The sequence below is a fragment of the Leptotrichia sp. oral taxon 498 genome (assembly GCF_002240055.1).
In the GTDB taxonomy this organism is placed as follows: Bacteria; Fusobacteriota; Fusobacteriia; order Fusobacteriales; family Leptotrichiaceae; genus Leptotrichia; species Leptotrichia rugosa.
Genome location: NZ_CP016753.1, coordinates 305187 through 326886, shown reverse-complemented (window position 1 = coordinate 326886; position 21700 = coordinate 305187). Strand labels below are relative to the sequence as shown.

General features: G+C 29.3%; 14 protein-coding genes. 6 read left to right on the top strand and 8 right to left on the bottom strand.

Going from position 1 to position 21700, the window contains the following annotated elements; translation table 11 throughout:
* The first annotated feature begins 36 nt into the window (after positions 1 to 36).
* Complete coding sequence (gene miaB, locus BCB68_RS01415; RefSeq protein ID WP_237048720.1) at positions 37 to 1326, top strand: tRNA (N6-isopentenyl adenosine(37)-C2)-methylthiotransferase MiaB; 1290 nt, start codon at positions 37 to 39, stop codon at positions 1324 to 1326.
* 215 nt (positions 1327 to 1541) lie between these two features.
* Positions 1542 to 2777: a transcription termination factor Rho gene (rho, locus tag BCB68_RS01410; RefSeq protein ID WP_216639365.1), complete on the top strand. Its 1236-nt coding sequence runs from the start codon at positions 1542 to 1544 to the stop codon at positions 2775 to 2777.
* 94 nt (positions 2778 to 2871) lie between these two features.
* Here the strand turns inward: rho and BCB68_RS01405 are convergent, their stop codons facing one another.
* The 7 genes from BCB68_RS01405 to argS all read right to left on the bottom strand — a co-directional run bounded on the left by BCB68_RS01405 (position 2872) and on the right by argS (position 8679).
* Complete coding sequence (locus tag BCB68_RS01405) at positions 2872 to 3435, bottom strand: hypothetical protein (RefSeq protein ID WP_216639357.1); 564 nt, start codon at positions 3433 to 3435, stop codon at positions 2872 to 2874.
* Positions 3436 to 3472: 37 nt separating this feature from the next.
* Positions 3473 to 4090 carry a ribonuclease H family protein gene (locus tag BCB68_RS01400; protein WP_094079200.1) on the bottom strand — a complete coding sequence of 206 codons (618 nt, stop codon included), beginning with the start codon at positions 4088 to 4090 and terminating at the stop codon, positions 3473 to 3475.
* Positions 4091 to 4108: 18 nt separating this feature from the next.
* A complete protein-coding gene (gene fabG / locus BCB68_RS01395; protein WP_094079199.1) occupies positions 4109 to 4819 on the bottom strand; it encodes a 3-oxoacyl-ACP reductase FabG in 711 nt (236 codons plus the stop codon).
* Positions 4820 to 4879: 60 nt separating this feature from the next.
* Complete coding sequence (locus tag BCB68_RS01390; protein ID WP_237048670.1) at positions 4880 to 5386, bottom strand: septal ring lytic transglycosylase RlpA family protein; 507 nt, start codon at positions 5384 to 5386, stop codon at positions 4880 to 4882.
* 151 nt (positions 5387 to 5537) lie between these two features.
* On the bottom strand, positions 5538 to 6398 hold the full coding sequence (locus BCB68_RS01385; protein ID WP_094079198.1) for a polysaccharide deacetylase family protein: 861 nt from the start codon (positions 6396 to 6398) through the stop codon (positions 5538 to 5540).
* A 26-nt stretch (positions 6399 to 6424) separates the two neighbouring features.
* Entirely contained in the window at positions 6425 to 6712 is a 288-nt protein-coding gene (locus tag BCB68_RS01380) for a hypothetical protein (protein ID WP_094079197.1), read from the bottom strand.
* 245 nt (positions 6713 to 6957) lie between these two features.
* Entirely contained in the window at positions 6958 to 8679 is a 1722-nt protein-coding gene (gene argS / locus BCB68_RS01375) for an arginine--tRNA ligase (protein ID WP_094079196.1), read from the bottom strand.
* Positions 8680 to 8869: 190 nt separating this feature from the next.
* On the opposite strand from argS, the gene BCB68_RS01370 reads away from it, so the two are divergent.
* From BCB68_RS01370 to lpxD, 4 genes are all read left to right on the top strand, one after another.
* On the top strand, positions 8870 to 11083 hold the full coding sequence (locus BCB68_RS01370; RefSeq protein ID WP_094079195.1) for a RelA/SpoT family protein: 2214 nt from the start codon (positions 8870 to 8872) through the stop codon (positions 11081 to 11083).
* Between the two features lie 429 nt (positions 11084 to 11512).
* Positions 11513 to 16537, top strand: coding sequence for a translocation/assembly module TamB domain-containing protein (locus BCB68_RS01365; protein WP_094079194.1), 5025 nt, complete (start codon positions 11513 to 11515; stop codon positions 16535 to 16537).
* An 8-nt stretch (positions 16538 to 16545) separates the two neighbouring features.
* The gene (locus BCB68_RS01360) at positions 16546 to 18933 is read left to right on the top strand and encodes a BamA/OMP85 family outer membrane protein (RefSeq protein WP_094079193.1); all 2388 of its coding nucleotides are present in this window, start codon (positions 16546 to 16548) and stop codon (positions 18931 to 18933) included.
* Between the two features lie 113 nt (positions 18934 to 19046).
* Positions 19047 to 20051, top strand: a complete 1005-nt coding sequence (lpxD, locus tag BCB68_RS01355; protein ID WP_094080737.1) for a UDP-3-O-(3-hydroxymyristoyl)glucosamine N-acyltransferase — start codon at positions 19047 to 19049, stop codon at positions 20049 to 20051.
* A 132-nt stretch (positions 20052 to 20183) separates the two neighbouring features.
* Here the strand turns inward: lpxD and BCB68_RS01350 are convergent, their stop codons facing one another.
* Positions 20184 to 21635 carry a hypothetical protein gene (locus BCB68_RS01350; protein WP_237048669.1) on the bottom strand — a complete coding sequence of 484 codons (1452 nt, stop codon included), beginning with the start codon at positions 21633 to 21635 and terminating at the stop codon, positions 20184 to 20186.
* Between the last annotated feature and the right edge of the window lie 65 nt (positions 21636 to 21700).

Genomic DNA, 21700 nt, shown 5'->3' with positions numbered 1-21700 from the left:
GAAAAAAGAGCAACTGTAATAACATACGGATGTCAAATGAATGTAAATGAAAGTGCGAAAATGACGCAGATGTTAAAAAAAATGGGTTATGAAATGACTGAGGATATTGAAGATTCAGATTTGGTATTTCTTAATACTTGTACGGTAAGAGAAGGTGCTGCAACAAAAGTTTATGGGAAATTAGGGGATTTGAAAAGAATTAAAGAAGAAAAATCTGGAAATATGATAATCGGTGTTACAGGGTGTCTTGCACAAGAAGTGAGAGATGAATTTATAAAAAGAACACCTTATGTCGATTTGGTTTTGGGAAATCAGAATATTGGAAGAATTCCTGATATTATTGAAAGAATTGAAAAAGGTGAAGAAACTCATATAGTTATGGTTGACGATGAAGACGAACTTCCTACCAGAGTTGACGCTGATTTTGGAGATGACATAGTTGCATCAATTTCAATAACCTATGGATGTAATAATTACTGTACTTTTTGTATAGTTCCGTATGTGCGTGGAATGGAGCGTTCTGTGCCAATTAATGAAGTTGTAAGAGATGTTGAGCAATATACGAAAAAAGGTTATAAAGAAATATTGTTTTTGGGGCAGAATGTAAATTCTTATGGAAGTGATTTGGCTGATAAAAGTGATAATTTTGCTGAATTGCTAAAGAAAAGTGCCGCAGTTGAAGGAGATTTCTGGATAAAATATGTGTCGCCACATCCAAAAGACTTTAGTGATGATGTGATTGATGCAATAGCAAAAAATTCTAAAATAGCTAGAATGTTACATCTGCCACTTCAATCTGGTTCAACAAAGATTTTAGATGCGATGAATCGTGGTTACACAAAAGAAGAATATATAAAACTTGCAAAAAAAATTAAAGAGAAAATACCTGATATTGGTTTGACAACAGATATTATCGTTGGATTTCCTGGAGAAACTGATGAAGATTTTCAAGATACAATGGATGTTGTAAATGAAGTTGGATTTGAAAATGCATATATGTTTATGTATTCTAAAAGAACTGGAACTCCGGCGGCTACAATGGAAAATCAAGTTGATGAAAAAGTTAAAAATGAAAGATTGCAAAAACTTATTAGACTTCAAAATATGAAAGCTAGAGAAGAAAGTCAAAAATATTTGGGACAAACGATAAAAGTTTTGGTTGAAGGACCTAGTCGAAAAAATCCTGAAATGCTAACTGGAAGAACTTCAACTCATAAAGTTGTTTTATTTAAAAATAATGGAAAAAATTTAAAAGGTAAATTTGTAAATATTAAAATTAATGATGCAAAAACTTGGACATTATACGGAGAGTTGGTGGAAGAATAATGGAAGAAAAAAAGAAAAGAGGAAGACCAAAAAAAATAGTTGAACAGGAAATTGGTGAAACAGAAATGACTTTAAAAGAAGAAAATTTAATTAAAAAAAGTGAAGCTGAAAAAATAGAAAAAGTTGGCAATACTGAAGAAAATCAAAAAGAATCTAAAAATTTAGAAAAATTTTCACAGGAGAAGAATTTTCAAGAAAAACATCAGGAAGAAGAGATGATAAAAGATATTCTTTCAAAAAATGTTACCACTTTGAAAAAAATGGCAAAAGAATATAAAATTGAAGGATTTTCTGGGATGGCAAAATCTGACTTGATAAATGCTATTCTTATAAAAAAAGGCGAAGAAAAAGGAAAAACTTACGGTTTTGGAAAACTTGATATTATGAATGGTTCAACTTATGGATTTTTACGAAATACTTCTGTTGGACCTGATGTCTATGTTTCAATTTCCCAAATTAAAAGATTTTATTTGAGAAATGAAGATATTGTGTTTGGAGAGCTTAGAATACCGATTGGAACAGAAAAAAATTACGGAATTTTAAAAGTGCTTCTGGTAAACGGAGATTTGCCTGAAAAATCACTAGAAAGACCATTTTTTGACGATTTGATCCCATCTTATCCTGATGAAAAATTAAATCTTGGCTCAGGTGAAGTTTCTTCAAGAATAATCGATTTAATTTCTCCAATTGGAAAAGGACAGAGAGGACTTATCGTAGCTCCGCCAAAAGCTGGAAAAACTGTACTTTTATCAACACTTGCAAATGATATTATAAAATATAATCCTGAAATTGACGTTTGGATTTTATTAATTGACGAGCGGCCAGAAGAAGTTACAGATATAAAAGAAAATGTGAAAGAAGCCGAAGTTTATTCAGCGACATTTGACGAAGATCCGAGAATCCACACGCAAGTTACTGAAAATGTGCTAGAAATGGCAAAAAGGGAAGTTGAGCGGGGAAAAGACATCTTAATTTTAATGGATAGCTTGACACGGCTTGCAAGATCTTACAACATCACAATTCCATCAAGTGGAAAATTGATTTCAGGTGGAATTGACCCAAATGCACTTTATTATCCAAAAAGATTTTTAGGAGCTGCAAGAAATATTAAAAATGGTGGAAGTCTTACAATTATCGCAACTGCACTTATTGAAACTGGAAGCAGAATGGACGAAGTTATTTTTGAAGAATTTAAAGGTACTGGAAATATGGAAATTATTTTGAGTCGAACTCTTGAGCAACTTAGAATTTTTCCAGCAATAGATGTGCTAAAAAGTGGAACAAGAAGAGAAGAACTATTAATCCCTAAAAAAAATTTGGAAAAAATTTGGGCTCTTAGAAGAGAGCTTAGTGGGATGTCTGAAGTTGAAGGAATGAAAAAATTAATCGAATTGACAAAATTATACAAAAATAACGATGAATTGCTTGAAAATTTGGTATTGAAAAAATAAAAAAATTTATGCTGCGCTAAAGATTTTTAGTGCAGTTTTTTATAAAAAAATTAATTCTTGTCTTGAATTACAAGAATTAATTTTTAATAAATATCTAGTTTCCTTCATTTTGTAAAAGACTATCATTGCCAGGGTTTGCTTGAAATATGCTACTATTAGTTCCTTCTGTTTCATTGGAATTTGTATCAGTAGCAGTAGCATCATCATTTGTGTTAACTGTTTCAGCATCACTATCAGTTTCAACTGTTTCTTCGCCTAATATTCTGCTTCTAGGAATTTGGTAATTTGTAATTTTTTTAATTGTTATAACTTTATCCTTTTTAGATATTGTTCCAGAAACTTTTAATCCAATCAAATCGGAATCAGTTACTCCATATTTTTCGGCTGCAAAATTATAAATTCCATCAAGTAATCCACTTTCATCTTTTACAGTATACGATGTAACTTTATTTGGAAAAATTAAATTATCCTTTGTGTAAATAAATGTATTTGTAGCTCTAAAATATTCACCTTCATAATTTTTATCAGCCGTTTTTAATTTTTGTGTTTTTGTTTTCGCTGCTTTTGCCTTAGGAATCTTTAATTTTTTATCTTTTGTTGCAGAAATTCCAATGACACAAATAGCGAATAACATAACTATAATAAATATTTTTTTCATAAAAAATACTCTCCTTTTTTGTTTTGTATCAATATTATCATTTATGAAATCCCAAATCTGCAGGATTTATATCTCCTGAGATTTTCTCAATAATTCCATTTTGATTTTCAAATTTTTCCCTCATCAGAGTAACTTTTTTTATTAATTTTATTGTTTCAAATTCAAGATTGCTTGCGTTATAATGTCCTTTGGACCAATAATTAAGTACAAGCAAGCTATCTCCAAAAATTTTCTTTATTTCATATTTTTTTGCATAGACTAATGCTGCATAGAGACCAACTAATTCTCCATAATTATTTGTTCTATGTTTTGCAACATAATAATTCCCATGTTCGTTAATCTTTTCTTTAGGCAAAATTTTATACAATAGTGGACTTCCCTTATAATCAGTAAGTCTCACTTCGACGCCCTTTCCTCTTCCTGTCCCGGCATCAAAATAAATTGCCGAGCAATCTATGTCGTTTTGGGAAATTTTCTTTTTTTCTTTTTTTTCATATTTTGCTCCAGCATTTAGCCATTCCTGTGCTTCTTTAATATTATTAAAAGACTTGTATCTCGCATTTTGCTTTGAAATGACCTTTTGACATTTCTCCCAATTTTCTAAAATTCCGCTTGTATCACTATTTACTAAATAATAAGCATATACTTTTGACATAATTTGAAATTTATAAAATTATAAATTTAAACCTCCGTCAATTCTTAAAACTTGTCCTGTTATGAACTTAGAAGCATCACTTGCTAAGAACAACGCTGCATTTGCCACATCTTGAGCATCTCCCATTTTTCTTAACGGAGTGTTAGCTAAAACAGTTTCTACAATTTTTTCAGGTAAAACATGTGTCATATCTGTTTTAATAAATCCAGGCGCAATTGCATTTGCTCTCAAATTTTTTCTTCCAAATTCTTTAGCCCAAGTTTTAGCCATCGCTATAACTCCACCTTTTGTTGCAGCATAATTAGTTTGCCCCGTATTTCCATCAATTCCAACTACAGAAGCCATATTTATAACACTTGACGCTTTACTTTTTAAAAGTAGTGAAACAAATCCTTGCATCACGTTGTAAACACCTTTTAAATTGATGTCAACAACTAAATCCCAATCTGCCTCTTTCATTCTTTGAAGTAACGAATCTCTTGTAATTCCAGCGTTATTTACCAAAATATCCAATCTCCCGTATTTTTCTTTTAATTCTTTTGCAACTTCTTTGATATTTTCTCTATCTGTTACATTTAATTTTATATGAGAGATATTTTCGTGACTATAATCTGGATCAATTAAATCTCCTGAGATAACTGTCGCACCATTTTGGGCATATTTTAGTGCGATTTCTTTCCCGATTCCTCTTGAACCACCTGTAATTAATGCTATTTTTCCTTGTAACACTATTTTTCCACCTTTCTAATTTTTCAGTTTTTTTATTTTATTCAAATTTTGCATATTTTTCTATTTTAATACTTGTAATTCCACTTTTGTTACACCTTTTCCAGGACTTTCTATTTGTGAGAAAGCAGCATAGCTTAAATCAATAACTCTTCCTCTTACAAACGGTCCTCTATCATTAATTCTCACAATGACAGATTTACCGTTGTTCAAATTTGTTACTTTTACTTTTGTTCCAAATGGCAAACTTTTATGAGCGGCCATCATTTCACTCGATCTATGTCGTTCTCCACTCGAAGTTTTACTTCCATTTAAGCTTTTGCTGTAAAAAGAAGCCATTCCATTTTGATAGCTAGTAAAGTTATTTAAATCTTCTTTTTTTATTGTCATAACTGATTTGTTATCACTTTTTGAAACATTAAAATCTAAACTGTCGGCTTTTTTCATCATTTCTTTTCTTATAAAAATTATATTTTGACTATTATTTTCTTGCTTTTGTATTGTATTTTCTTTTGCTGTTAATGAGATAGATAATGACAAAACTGATAGCATTGTAATTATTTTTTTCATTAAAAACTCTCCTTTATATTTTTATTATTTTAATATTATATCATATGCTATCAGTTTTACAGCTTAGTTTTCTCTTAATTAAATCATAAAAACTATTTTTTAATAAGAACAGCTATTAAAAAACTATAATCTTTATTTAAAATTTTAATTATTATTTTTTCAAATCTTTTAATTCAGGTTGTTTTACATGCTGAATTTTCATGCTGCTAGGTGTAATTACTTCAAAACTGTATCCTGCTTTTCTATATCCATCAATAATAGTTTGCAATGCTTGAACAGTTGTTCCTTTAACATTTGTGTCGTGCATCAAAACATCAATTTCTGGGTGATTAGTACAAATTCCATATTTAATTAATTTTTGTACAGGTACTCCATTTCCACTAGCATCTGTTGAATCACAGTTCCAATCGTGATAAATATACCCTTCTCTTGCCATTCTAGTGATAATTTGTTGTTTCAAGGCTTTTGATGCAATTGCATTGCTAGAACCTCCAGGGAATCTTGTAATTCTAACATCTTTTCCAGTTTTAGCTTTTACAGCATCCCGTAATCTATACAAATCTTCAAAGAAATTGTGTTCATTTGCATAAATATATTTGTAATCATGTGTATAACTGTGAAGTCCTATTGCATGCCCTGCGTCTATTATTTCCTTATATTTATTTTGGTTATGTCCTATCACAAAAAAAGTTGCTTTTATGTTATTTCTTTTTAATATTTCCAAAATTTTCTCAGTATTATTTGAAGGACCGTCGTCGAAAGTCAAATGAACTATTTTTATTTTTCCATCTTTTTTCATTTGTTCGTATTTTGCTGTAAGTTCTTCATTCTTTTTAGTCAATTCATCCAAAACTTTTTCTTTTTTACTTTTTTCTTTTTCTAATTTTTTAATGTTGCTGTTCAAACTATGATTTTTTACTAATTTAGATGTTGTTCCTAAAATATGCCAACCTGAGTATGCAAATCCAGCACAGGCAGCAATTATTCCAATTATTGCTATTCCTTTTTTCATTTTTTTACCTCTCAATTTAATTTATTTTATTTGTTATATTTTTTTATAATTTCTTGTGTTTTCTTATTTCCATCTTCAGTATACTTAATTTGATCATTAATTTCACCAAGCTCTTTTGTCAATTTTTCCTTATTTTCTTTCAAAATAGGAGTTTTTGACACCAAATCCTCTTTTTTCTTAATTAAGAAAAAATGTGATATTGCAACCAAAATTGCAGAAATTATAAACAATAATACCGCTCTTTTTAACAGTTTGTTTGCTCTTGTCGAATCATTGTCATCTCTGTTGTAAGAAAATTCATTTTTTTTAGCCATTTTTTTCCTCTTTTCTTTTTTTATTTAAAAAATTTTTTTAGTTAATAAATTTAGTTCCCTTAATTAAAGTAAAAGACCTCTTTCGAAAAAGAGGTCTCATAAAAGGGGGGGTTAATTGAGGTTTTAGATCTTTTTATCGATCTGAGTATAGTATACACTATAATCATTAATTCTCAATTAATATTAATACAATTTTAAATTAATTTTTCCCTGCTGTTATAATTACTCTTTTACTTTATTTTATTTTACATTCTATTTACAGTATTTATTCCTAATAAATCCAATCCTTGCTTTAAAATAAATGCAGTTTTTTGCGCTAGTAAAATTCTAGCATCTCGAACTTTTGGATTTTCTTCTTTCAATATCTGTTTTGAATTATAAAAGTTATTAAATAATTTTGCTGTATCAAACAGATATTCAGCAATAATATTGGGTTTTAGTGTTTCATACGCTTTCACGACAAATTGCGGAAATCTCAAAAGCGAAACTGCAAGTTCTCTTTCAATTCCATCCATATTTTCCAAAACAATTTCTTTATTTTCTAAAGTGATGTTTTCTTCTTTTAATTTTCTAAAGATAGACATAATTCTAACATATGTGTATTGTAAATATGGTCCAGTATTTCCTTCAAAATTTAAAACTTTGTCCCAAGTAAATGTTACATCGCTCGTTCTATTTTGACTCAAATCAAAATATTTTATCGCTCCGCTTCCAATAGTTTCAGCAATTTCATCTTTCTCATCTTCTGGAATATCAGGATTTTTTTCGTTAATAACTTGTTTAACTTGCTTTTTAGCTTCATCTAGTAAATCGACAAGTCTTATAATATTTCCACTTCTTGAAGAAAAAATTACATCTCCAAATCTCATAATTCCAAAAATCACATGTAATTTTTTATAGTTGTAAGGTTCACCTAACATTTTTCCAATTTCAAACACCTGTTTAAAGTGATTCTGCTGTCTGTCATCCGTCACATAAATAGCTTCGTCTACTTTTAGTTTTTCTTTTCTAAATTTCATAGTCGCAAGATCTGATGTCGCATACAAAAAACTTCCGTCTTTTTTTTGAACAATTGCTGGCGGCAATTTATCCTCGTCAAAAAATACAACTAGTGCTCCTTGATCTTCCTTTGCAATATTTCTTTCTTTTAGTTCTTTTAAAATTTCTGGCATCATATCGTTGTAAAAAGATTCGCCGTAATAATAATCAAATTTTATTCCAAGCCTGCCGTACACCTTGTTATATTCTTTTAAGGAAATTTCAATAAACTCTTTCCAAAGTTTAATATTTTCACTATCACCTTGCTGCAATTTTTTTAATTCTGATCTTGCGCTTTCTTCAAGAGTCGGGTCTTCTTTTGCTTTGTCTGAAAATAAAACATAGATTCGCTCCAGTTCCCCAATCGGATCTTTTTCATAAGTGCTTTTTTCCAGCCAGTTTTTATATCCGACTATAAGTTTTCCAAACTGAGTTCCCCAATCTCCTATGTGATTGTCAGAAATAACTTTTATTCCCAGAAATTCCAATATTTTTTTAATTGAATGTCCAATTATCGTACTTCTTAAATGTCCAATATGCATTCTTTTTGCAATATTTGGAGAAGAGTAGTCAATAATTACTGTTTTATTTGTATCTAAAAAAGAAAAGTCATATTTTTCATTTTCTAATTTTTTAATTTCTTTATTCAAAAATTCGTTTTTCAAAAAAATATTGATAAATCCTGGTCCAGCAATTTCCAATTTTTCGATAATTTCGTTTTTCTCAAATTCCGTGACAATTTCTGTCGCTATTTCTCTAGGATTTTTGCCAATTAATTTAGAACTGACTAAAGCAAAATTAGTTTGAAAATCTCCAAATTCTTTTTTTGTGGAATTTTGTATATCAATTTTGTCTGAAAAATCATTTTCAAAAATTTTATTTATATTTTCAGAAAATAATTTTTTAATTTTATTTGTCAACAATTCCATCCGTAATTTTTAATTCTCCTTTCAAAAATATCTATTTGTTCTTTATGTATTTTACCACAATTTTTAAATAACCTCAAGATTATATTTTTACTTTGTCTTATTTTTTAAAAAGATGGATTTTTTTTGAAATATATAGTAAAATTGAAGAAAATAAAAGTAGGTTTAATTTTGACCTGAAAAGGAGAAAAATATGGAACAGGAAAAAGTGATAAATAAAACGTCAAAAGAGTTACTACAGCAGCTCTTTGACAGAATTAAAAAAAATAACTTGGATGTCGATACCGAAGAGATTTCTCAAGCATTTACTTTGGCGAATGAGTCGCATATTGGACAAAAGAGAAAAAGTGGAGAAAATTATATTTTGCATCCTGTGGAAGTGGCAGAAATTCTTGTGGATTTGAAGATGGATACGGATACGATTGTCGCTGGAATACTTCATGATGTCGTGGAAGATACGCTTATTACCTTGCCTGACATTGAGTATATTTTTGGTGCAGATGTCAGAAAACTTGTTGACGGAGTGACGAAACTTAGAAATTTGCCAAGAACGGATAGTAAAAAGATTGAAAATATTCGGAAAATGGTAGTTGCAATGTCTGAGGATATTCGAGTTGTAATTATAAAATTAGCTGATAGACTTCATAATATGAGAACGCTTAAATACATGACCCCAGCAAAACAGCTTGAAAAATCTAAAGAAACGCTTGAAATTTTTGCGACAATTGCACATAGAATTGGGATGTCAAAGATTAAAACAGAGTTGGAAGATATAAGTTTTAGATATTTACATCCAGAAGAATATCAAGAAATTAAAGAGCTTGTAAATACAAAAAAACAGGAGAGAGAAAATTATACTAAAAAAGTTATTGACAAAATAGAAAAAGAACTTGAAAAGCATAATTTAAAAGGAGAAGTTACGGGGCGACCTAAACATCTTTACAGTATTTATCGAAAAATGATTGAAAAAGAAAAGAAATTTGCTGACTTGAATGATTTAATTGCGGTTAGGATAGTTGTCGAGCGGGAAGACGAATGCTACAATGCGCTTGGAATAATTCATAATTTGTTTATTCCAGTTCCTGGAAGGTTTAAAGATTATATCGCTGCACCTAAGATAAATGGGTATCAATCAATTCACACAACTGTTAATGGACCTGATAATCAAAAAGTGGAAATTCAGATTAGAACAAAACTGATGCACCAAATTGCTGAAGACGGGGTTGCGGCACACTGGAAATATAAAGACAAAAAATACAAAGAGAAAAAATCTAAAAATGAAGAATATTATGCAGCTGTGAAAAAAATTATTGAAAAAAGTACAAATGAAGCAAATGAAAAAGAAAAGACGAAAAGTTTTGCCAAAGAAGTTACGGGAGATGTGCTAAATCAGACGATTTTCGTCTTTACTCCGAAAGGCGATGTTGTCGAACTTCCAAAAAATTCAACTGCACTTGATTTTGCGTTTCAAATTCACACGCAAATTGGTTACAGAACGATTGGAGCCAAAATTAACGACAGAATAGTTCAACTTAATCAAACTTTAGAGAATGGAGATAAAGTCGAAGTTTTAACTTCCAAAAATACAAAAGGTCCAGGAAAAGACTGGATAGCGATGGTAAATAATCACAGTTCAAAAGCAAAAATTAGAAAGTGGTTTAAGGATAAAGAGTTTTTGGAAAAATCAAAAGAAGGGGAACAGCTTTTAGAAAAAGAGTTTGAAAAATTGGGACTGAAATTTGCGGATATTGTGGAAGAAGAAAAAGTATTTTTATACATGAAAAAATTTAATATTTCTTCAAAAGAAATACTTTTTTATAAATTTGCAACTGGAGATTTGTCGCTTGACGGATTTTTGAAAAAATTTGAGAGAAAACAGGAGAAAAAACTGGAAGAAGTTTTGGAGGCGGAACAGGAAAAAGGAAATAAGAGAAAAGAAAGAAGTCAAGGCGGAATAAAAATTTCAGGAACAGAAAATACAATGTACCGTTTTGCAAAATGCTGCAGTCCACTTCCTGGAGATGAAATTTGCGGATATGTGACGCGTGGCAGGGGAATTGCGATTCACAGAAAAGATTGTAAAAATTTTGAGAAATTGATGGAAATTGAGCCAAATAGGGAAGTTGAAGTGTATTGGGACGAAGAAGAAATTCGTAAAAATACGACGAGATACCAGTTTAATTTTTTGATAAAGGCATACGATAGAAACGGTCTTCTTTTGGACATCATAAGAATTTTAAACGAATATAAAATGGAAATAGTAAATGTCAACACAAATATTTTAAAAGAAAATGGAAATCAGCTTTGCCTTATACATCTAGGAATAATGATACGGGGAAGAGAAGATTTTGAAAGACTGGCAAACAACTTGAAATCAATGAAAGATGTGATCGACATAGTAAAATAAAGGTTTTGGGGGAATAAAAATGAAAATGCTGATAACAATAATTATAGTTTTTTTTGTTTTAAAACTAATTTTTAAAGTAGCGAAAAAATTAATATTTTTTGCGATAATATTTGCAATAGCGTATTATATTTTTGAACGATTATTTTAAAATATTTTAGTTTGTAAATTTGGTTTTAAATAAAAATAGATTTTTATCCAAAATTATGTTAAAATACAGGGGATATTTTAGTTGGAAAAGTAAAAGAATATCATAAAAATAGGGTAATTGGATTTTTTGTAAATAAAAAAATTATTTACAATAAAATAATATTATTACAAAATAAAAAGTTAAAAGACATAAAATTATCCTTTTCAGAATAGCCGTTTTGCCATGACTTACAGTGCAGATAAAAATGCACAAGTTAAAGAAAAGGAGGTAAAAGTTGTGAAATGAAATATTTAAAAAAATCTTTAATGGTTTTTATGCCGCTTCTTTTGGCTTTGGGCACATTAAAGTACTATATTTCAACACCACATTTTAAGTCGACGCTGACGAGAATTTTGAAAACGAATGCATTAAATGTTGAGTTTGACAAAATTAGACTTTATGGATTTGACAGAATTCAGATTGATAATTTGAAAGTTAGAGATTTGTCGGGAAATATGGTGATTGATGCGAAAAAAGTGGTAGCAAAAATAAATTTACTTACGCCAACTAGGCTTAGTAAAATAGATATTTTTGGTGCAACTGTAAATTTGGAGCGAAGAAAAAATAATGATTTTAATCTTTTTCACATAATAAAGGACAAAAAAGAAAAAACATTTGACAGAACCAGTCGGATTGGAAAACTTTTTATTCACAATGCAGTACTTAATTACGCTGATACAAATTTTAAAGAAAAAATACAGAAATCTATGACAAGCGTAAATGGAAATTTAGAATCTGCAAAATCTCGTGGATTCTTATTAGTGGCAAAGGGAATAGGAAATTTGAATGCGGACAATACGGTTGAAACTTTGGGAATTGAATTAAATCAAAAGTTAAATTCAGTGCAGTCGTTAAAATCAAGATTTGATAAAATTAAAAATAGTTCTGAAAAGAGAAAAGAATTTTACTTAAATTTTGATTTTGGAAATGTGAAAGTTACAAAGGAGCTTGGACAATATCTTCCGCTTGAAATGATAACAATAAAAGGTGGAATGTTAAATGGAAAACTTAATTTGACAAAAAATAAAGCGACTGAAACTATGGAACCAACTGGGAATTTAGTTGTAAAAGATGGAATATTGAACTATGTTGATTTTGATGGTGACATTGATAAAATTAATGCAAATATCAATATGACAAAGGAAAACATTATAGTCAATGCAAATTCATTGTTGGCGCAAAAGCCAGTTTCGTTGCTATTAAATTACGGAAATCAAAATTTAAAGCTCACTATGAAAATAAAAGTAAGAGAAGTTCCTTATTCACAAATTGCAAGATACAAAATCTTGAAAGGTTTTAATGTAAAAGCAAAAGGAAATGTCACTGGAGAATTAAATCTAAAAGTTGACATTGAAAAATCTAAAGAAAAAGACAAAAACAAAAATCAAGTACAGAAAAAAACTAAAGAAAAATCTGCAAAAGTTGAATTGGATGGAAAATTTTCATCGGAAAACATAAAAATAGCAAATTATAATTTTAGAAACATTAGCACAAATATGAAGCTTTCCACTCAAAAAGGTTTTTTTGAACTAGATGACACGGCTTTTCGTTTTGACGAAGTGCTAAGCGAATTTCGCATAAAAGATGATGTAAAAATTCCAAAATTTATATATGACTTAAATAAAAAGACTGGAAAAGGTAACTATATCTTAGTAAACAAAGGCTCAGATTACAATATTCCGAGATTTGTTGGAAATGTGCAAATTTCAAATAAAAATATTATTTCTGGGACGCTTATTTCAAAAAAATTAAATGCAGACTATGTGGTAAATCCAACTGCTAAAACGCTTTTTGTCAACGCACAAGGAAAGGATTATATTACGGTTAGATATGGTGGAAAAAAATATGTACTAAATCCAGATGTAAAAAAATTATTTGTTAAGTTTGATGAGAAGCATATGCTACGTTCAGGGAATATAAAGGCAAAACTTAAAAATTTGCCAATAAAAATGATTGAGAGTATAGTTGCAAACATAAATATAAATAGAGGAAACTATAATATAAAAGCCAGTGTAAAGACTGGTGGAGTAGTGGTAAGTGTAAAAGGTACGACAACAGCAGATATGAAACATTCCTACAATATTAAAAATGTAAGTAAAATGGATTTGTCAAAACTGCTAAAAAATTATGGATATAATTTTAAAGGAATGGATAAAGCAAGACTCCCAATGGATGTGAAAGCTAAAATTGACGGGACAAATAACAGAATCATGGGAAGTTATGAAATTTACAGTCCTTCTGGAGAATATTTTGTAAAATATAAAAATTTACATGTGAGTGGTAAAATTCGTGATTTGACGAAAATGGACTTGGATATGAATATTTTAGCAAATGAAGTTTCTTGGGAAGATCAAAGGCTTAAAAATTTGACTGCAAAATTGAATATGAAAAATGATATTTTAAAAATTCAAAGTTTGGGAAATGATAAATTGTTTGCACAAGGAAGTTATCATTTAAAAACTGGAAGAGCAGAAATTGATGCCAAATTAAATAATTATGTCTTTAAATCCAAAAAGTTAAATGACGCAAAATTTCTTTTGAATGCGAAGGCTAAAATTAGTGGAAAAGTCAATGACAGACTTTCTGGAAATTTTGAAATTTCCAGTCCTTACGGAGAATATATCGCAGAGTTTGAAAATTTACATGCAAAAGGGAAAATTAATGATTTGGCAAAAATAAACTTGGATATGAATATTTTTGCGGACGAAGTCTGGTATCAATATCATAGACTTAAAAATTTGACTGCAAAATTAAATTTAAAAAATGATATTTTAAAAATTGAAAGTTTAGGAAATGACAAATTATTTGCGCAAGGAAGTTATAATTTAAAAACAAGAAATGTAAAACTTGACGGAGAGCTTAAAAATTACGTTTTATACGGTATATTCGATCCGCAAGTGAGCATGTATGTTGACAGTCTAAAAGCAAATGTTTCTGGAACGCCAGATAATTTAAATGGAAAAATTTTGTTGACTCCATCGACGACAAAAATTAATTTTAATTCAATCGGACAGACAAGAGCGGATTTAGATATAAAAAATAGTATAGTAAACTTTAAAGATGTGACTTTGAGAGGAAATAATATTTCTGGAACATACAATCTGAAAAATAAAGTGGCTGATTTGGAACTTAATCTAGACGAAGATGATATTCCAAAATTATTAAAAATGAAAGATTTGACATTTGGAACAAAATCTAAAATTAATTTAAAAGGTCATTTAAATAAATTTAATATGTATGGACATTTAATTTTGGGAAATATGAGTTACAGAAGTTATAAAATTCCACATATTGTGGCGAATATCGACTACAGTAATGGAAATATTAATAAATTATTTAAATATGGAATTTTTGATATAAAAAGTTTAAAATTTATTGGAGAAAATAATGAAACATTATTTGAGACAAATACAAAATTTGACTTGGAAAATGTTGACATTGACTACAAAGTTGGAGATCACAATTTTTCGTTAGATTCTGTACAAGATTTGAAAAATAAAGGATATAGCGGAAATATTGACTTTGATTTCTTTTATAAAGGAAGTTTTGAGAAATTTTTGACTGGTTTAAAAATAAAATCTGACAAAGTAACTTTGGCTGGATTTCCAGTAACAAATCTTGACATAGATCTTCAAGGAAATGAAAAGACAGTAAATATTGGTCTATTTAATCTGAATTATGAAAACAACCCACTTATAGTCAGCGGATATTTCGATTATTCGCCAATAAAATACGATATTTCGGTATTGGCACAAAACTTTAACTTGAACTTTTTAGAAGCTAATAAAGATGTGGCTAGTGCAAGTGGAATTGCTAATATTGACGCTATTCTTTCAAGTAGTCATGGAACTTCAGGGCATATTTTGTTAAATAACTTTAATTATAAGACAAAAGATGAACGGACTTTAGTTGACAATATCAATGCCAATATTGATTTAAAGGGGACAAAACTTATAGTAAACAGATTAGATGGTGGCTTTAATAATGGGACATTTAATGTAACAGGAAATTTGGATGTGCCAACAATACCGCCAGACTTTATGAAAACTAAGCGTTTGCAACTGGGTAAATTTGAGTTGAATGCGAATTTGAATAAATTGGGACTTCATTATGGAAATGATATTGACTATGCAGTTACAGGAGATTTGATGTTGACTGAAGACAGATTGTTTGGAAATTTGGTTGTAAGTGATGCTGAAATTAGAAAAATACCTGATTTTGTAAATAAAGATAATTCAAAAAATTCTGAACTTCAAAAACAGGAAAAAGATAAAAGCATTGTGGAAGGTGTAGTTGAAGAAGTTTTGGACAAAATTTTGAAACAATATACAGTTAATTTGAATGTTCAAGTCGGAGAAAAAGTAAAATTAAATATTCCTAGTGTCAGCCTTGTTAAAAATATAAAAGGTACAATAAAAGGAGCAACTGAAATTTCCTTTGAAAATGGGGCAATTGGCTTAATGGGAGATTTCGATATTTCAAAAGGGTCATTCTACTTAAATGGAAATGAATTTAAAATTGATAATTCAATAGTTAGTCTTTCAAAATCGACTTCAGAAACAGATTTTATGTCGAATACATTTGTTAATTTTGAAGCGAGTACGAAAGTTGGCTCTGAGAGAATAGAAGTAAGTGTTACAGGAAATGTGAATAATCCTGATATCAGGTTTAGTTCAAGTTCTGGAAAGACAGAGGAGGAAATAATTTCACTTTTAGCTTTTGACAAAGTTGTTGGAAATGGAAGCAAAGATAAAAAAGGTCCAAAAGATAATTCAGAAGATGGAGTGGTCGTAGCAGGTTCACTTTTAAGCACTGCATTAAATGAGTTGATTTTTTCTTCAATAACTGATAAAATTGAAGGGGTTTTTGGACTGTCTAAAGTGTCTGTATCAACAAATATAGATAAATCAAATAAAACTGGTAAATACAATGCTTCTACAACATTAAGCTTGAAAGATAAATTATACAAAGATAAAATTTATTGGAATTTGGCTATAAAATTCCCTTTCCAATCTTCGGGAGAAAAAGAGGAAAATCCAATAGGATACAACGCCTGGTTAAGCTATAATATAGCAACTGGATTTGATCTTAGAGCTGGAGGGGAAACAGCGCCAAAAAGTAGCAAAATAAATTTAAGAGCATCAAATAAAAAACAAAATAAAATAAATTATTATTTTGGAATTGATTTTTCAACAAAAGCTGATAGCATTGGTGATTTATTCAAGAAAATATTTAAAAAAAGAAAATTGGATACATTAAGAAAATAGGAGGAAAAATGAGAAATAAAATTTATGCTTTAATTGTGGTGGTTACATTATTCGTTTCTATGAATAATATGTCGCAAGCAGCTGAAGAAGGAGAAAAAACGGTTGAAAGTAAAAATGAAATAAGACAAAAAAAGCCAGAATCAACAACATTAGCAGCAAACACCACAACAAGTTCTTCATCAACATCATCGGCAACAACAGCAACTGAAAATGAAGAAGACGAAACATCGGGAGCGGTAACATCTCAAGAACAGAGTGAAGAACTAAAGTCTACTGACGAAGAAACTTATTCTTCGACAGATTCTGATGAAGAAGTTCAGGAACAGGGAAAAAAAGATAAAAAGAAAAAAGTAAAAAAATCTAAAGAAAAAAAAGAAAGAAATCAAGCAGTAGTAAACAGAAGTGATTTAAAAGTCGGAAAAATAAACATTTCTAATTTAAAACAGTTGCCAGAAGATTTGATTAGGTCAAAAATTCCAGTTCAAACTGGAGAAAACTACTCGAATAAAGATTTGAGCGATATTTACTTAGCGTTAAAAAGAGAGCGATATATCTCAAATGTAAACACAGTTCCAAATATTAATGGAGATGCGGTAGATATTGATATTGCAGTTGATGAAAATCCAAATGCACAAGAAGTTCTTCAGTCACAATTACAGTATGAAGAAAATCAAAAAGAAACAAATTTTACAATAACAAGTGTAGATATTCAAGGAATTAAAACTTTAAACAAAGAAGATTATTTAAATAATCTTCCAGTAAAAGTGGGAGATAAACTTATTCCACAAAAAGCAATTGATGGAGCTCAAGAATTATTTAAGTCAGGTTATTTCTCAACCGTAGAGCCAAAAATAGATAGAAAAGCTGACAATACAGTTTCAATAATGTATGAAGTACAAGAAAATCCAGCTGTTCAAAGTATAAATATCCAAGGAAATACTTTATTTACTAATGCTCAATTGGAAGAAGCATTGGGAATAAAAAAAGGAGAAATTTTAAATGGTAATTTATTAAATCCTGATTCAAATGGAATAATCGGATTATATTCTAAAAATGGGTATTCAACTGCAAGAATTGAGTCAATAACTGTTGGAGAAACTGGAGATGTAAATATTGGTCTTAGTGAAGGTATAGTTAAAGATATATCTTTTGAAAAATCTACACCTAAAAATGATAATGACAGACAGAGTAGTAAAAGAACCAAATTAAGAACAAAAGATTACGTTTTGGAAAGATATTTGGAAGTAAAACCAGGACAAGTATTAAATAATAGTGATTTAGAAAGTTCAATAAGAGAATTGTACAGAACAGGTATTTTTACAAGAGTAACACCAGAGCTTTATGGAAGTGAAACTGACCCAAATGAAAGAAATATAAAATTTATAGTGGAAGAAAGACCTACAACAACAATTAATGGAAGTATTTCTTACGGTACTTCAGTTGGATTAGTTGGAGGACTTAAATTAGCGGATGATAACTTTTTAGGAAGAGATCAACAGGCTTCAATTAATTTGGAAGCATCAAATAAAGGGGATAAAACATTTTCAATAGACTGGTTTGATCCTTGGGTAAAAGGAACTGAAAGAGTTCAAATGGGTAGTTCTGTTTATTGGACACAATCTGTTGACGATGACGCTGACTGGGACGAACTTGAAAAAGTTAAAACAATAGGAACAAGATGGACAATAGGTAAAGGATTAAATAAAGATATTTATGTAAGACTTTCAGCGAGATATGATCACAAAAAAGAAATTTATTCAGGAGGAGATGTTAAAGATAAATATAATTTAATAGCAGCAACTCCAGAGTTAATTTATGATACAAGAGATAATGTAAATGACCCGACAAAAGGGCTTTATGCAGATTTTACTTATGAAAGAGGGGATCTTTTGAAAGACCCTAGAAAATATGATAGATTTGAAGCTGATTTAAGAGCATTTCATCCATTATTTGGTAAGAGAAATGTAATGGCATATAGAGCAGTTTGGGGTTCTACAGGAAGCGGAACTCCTGATGCAATGAGATTTAGTGTTGGAGGAGCTGAAACACTTCGTGGATATGAATATGGAGCATTTGATGGATATGATCAATTTTATGCAAGTATTGAAAATAGAACAAAAATCAATGACACAGTGCAATTGGTTGCATTCTTTGATATAGGAAACGCTTGGCAAAAGGAGGGAATAAACCCAGCGACTGGAAGAAGAACTTATTCACCTGACAGAAAAAATTCACACAAATTCAAAGATCTTAAAAAAGGTTATGGAGTAGGACTTAGATTAAATACGCCAGTTGGACCATTAAGATTTGATTACGGTTGGCCAATGGACCCTGAAAAACCTGGTAAGAAAAAAGACAAAGGTAAATTTTATTTCAGCTTTGGACAATCATTCTAAAATATAATTTACAGCTAAAAATTATAAGGACAAAGTTATTTTATAAAACAGGGGATTTAAAAGTTCCCTGTTAATTTTTTAAAAAATAAAAAGAGGTATGAAAAATGGAAAAGATGTATAATATAAAAGAGATAGCAAACTTAATAAATGGAAAAATTATCGGAAATAATGAAATAAAATTTACAAGGCTAGCTCCTTTTTTTAATGCAAATGAAGAAGAACTGGCTTTTGCCGCAGATGAAAAAATGTTAAAAAATATCGAAAAATGTAATGCTGGAGCGTTAATAATTCCCGAAATTCCAAATTTGCCAGAAAATAAGACGTTTATCGTGGTAGATGAAAATCCAAGAGAAATAATGCCAATCTTGTTAAATTACTTTAAGCCTAAAATAAAGCCTTTTGAAAAAGCAATAGAAGATTCAGCAGTGATAGATAAAACAGCAAATATTTCAAAAATTAATACGTACATAGGTCATAATGTAAAAATAGGAAAAAATGTTGTTATTTATCCAAATGTTTCAATCTTTGAAGGTACAGAAATTGGTGATGGGACAATTGTATATCCAAATGTTACAATCAGAGAATTTTGTAAAATTGGAAAAAGATGTATTTTTCAGCCAGGAGCAGTAATTGGTTCAGATGGATTTGGTTATATAAAAGTAAAAGGGAACAATGTAAAAATAGAGCAAATTGGAAATGTAATTTTAGAAGATGAAGTAGAAATAGGAGCAAATACTTGTGTTGACAGAGGAGCAATTGGCGATACGATAATAAAGAAAGGAACTAAAATCGACAATTTAGTTCATATCGCTCACAATGACATAATAGGGTCAAATTGTTTTATAATAGCACAAGTGGGAATTTCTGGAAGCGTAGAAGTTGGAAATAATACAATTCTTGCAGGTCAAGTGGGAGTGGCAGGTCACTTAAAAATAGGAAACAATGTTGTAATTGCTGCAAAATCAGGTGTTACGAATAATGTACCAGATGGAAAACAAATGTCAGGATTCCCACTAAGAGAGCATATAGATGATTTGCGAATAAAAATGTCTATGGGAAGAGTTCCAGAACTGGTAAAGAAAGTAAAAAAATTGGAAAGAAAATTAGAAGATAAATAAATTTAAGAGTGTTTGAAATTTTGTGTGAGAGTGTCCAGAATTTTGTGTAAACTCAAAATATAATATATGGTTCAGGATGGTATTTTTATCATCCTTTTTTTCTTTTAAATTCTTCTTTAGTAATATAGAATGTCATTTTACTAATTTATTTAATTTTTCTTTCAACTCATCATCAACTTCAATTTTTTCTAAGTTTTCTATATTTTCCATTATTTCATCAGGAAAAATATATCCCATATTTTTCCATTTTTCCAATGTATTAGCTGCTCCATATCGCACATTTACATACGGAGAATTTAAAGCATATATAATTAGGCTTTTTCCTATCCCTTCAAAATTTTCTAGAGTTCTAACTGCAACATCTAAAACTGTAAATTCTTCATTTCTAAAATTGATTTTATCAGTAGGAGATCCTTTCATTTTTTCTAATGGTAATCTTTTTTCTACGAGTAAGACAAGTTTTTCTATATTTTCTTTTTTTGATATATCGTATATTATATAGGGATTTTTTAAAAGATTACTTTGTAAATATTCTAAAGCATACGGTTCAATGTCTATTTTTATATATTTTGCTATATCATAAGAATATCCTTTTTTCATTAATTCTTTTATATTATTTACAGTTCTTTCAGAATTTAAAATCTCATTGCAAATTTTTATAAAATTATTATTGATTTTTTCATCATCTTTTATATATTCTTGAATCATCATAACAGCACGATAATCGTTTTCTGTTAAAGATAAATATTTTGCTTTTTTTAAATATCTTTCAATCAGCATTTCTTTATTTTCTAAGGATGAAATTCCAGAAACAGGTCCTTCATTTAATAAAGCAGTAATTAAATATGAAATATCATTAAATTTTTTATTAGAAATATTTTCTTCATCTAGTAATTCTAGTAAATTTATTTTTTTTGCACAAGTTAGAGCAGCTGGGTCTATTTCATTATGACAACCTTCTTCTAATAACCAATCTTTTATTTCATCATTAGTAACTTCTAAATATGCGATGGAATGTACTCTTCCCCATCCTTTAACCTTTTTGACAATTTCAAAAATCTCTTCATTTGAATTTTCTAGCCTAGCTATTATATCTAAACAAAATAAGGTAAACTCGTTAGAAAGAGCTAAAATTTTTATTATTTCCATTGCTTTAACATCATTCTCAACTCCCATTAATAATAATACAGCTAAAGAAAATTTTATACTTTCTTTATTTTTAGAAGTTTTCAATTGAGAGATAGTAAATTTATACAAATTATTGGAATTTATTTTTTCACTTTCTTGAATAATCCAATTTAGCAAGGAAGTTCTTGATGAAACCATTAAAAAATCTAAATGGTCTAAATTATTTTGAGCTTCTTTAAATTTTCCCTCTGAAATTTGAAATACAATATTCTTCAAAGTTTCTATATTTTCTTCATTTATAGCAGTATGATACAAAAAAACGCCATCCATTGCACCATCTGCCCAAAGAATTCCATTATCCTCTTCTTGAGGCAAAGCAAAATCTTCAGGTAATTTTCCACACTCTCGAATAGAAGATTTTATTAATTCATATATGGATAAATTTTTGTTTTCCAATTTTTTATTCCCCTTTTCTACTATTTTTTTCTTTTTTTTTGAGAAATTAGAAAAAGAATTGTTAC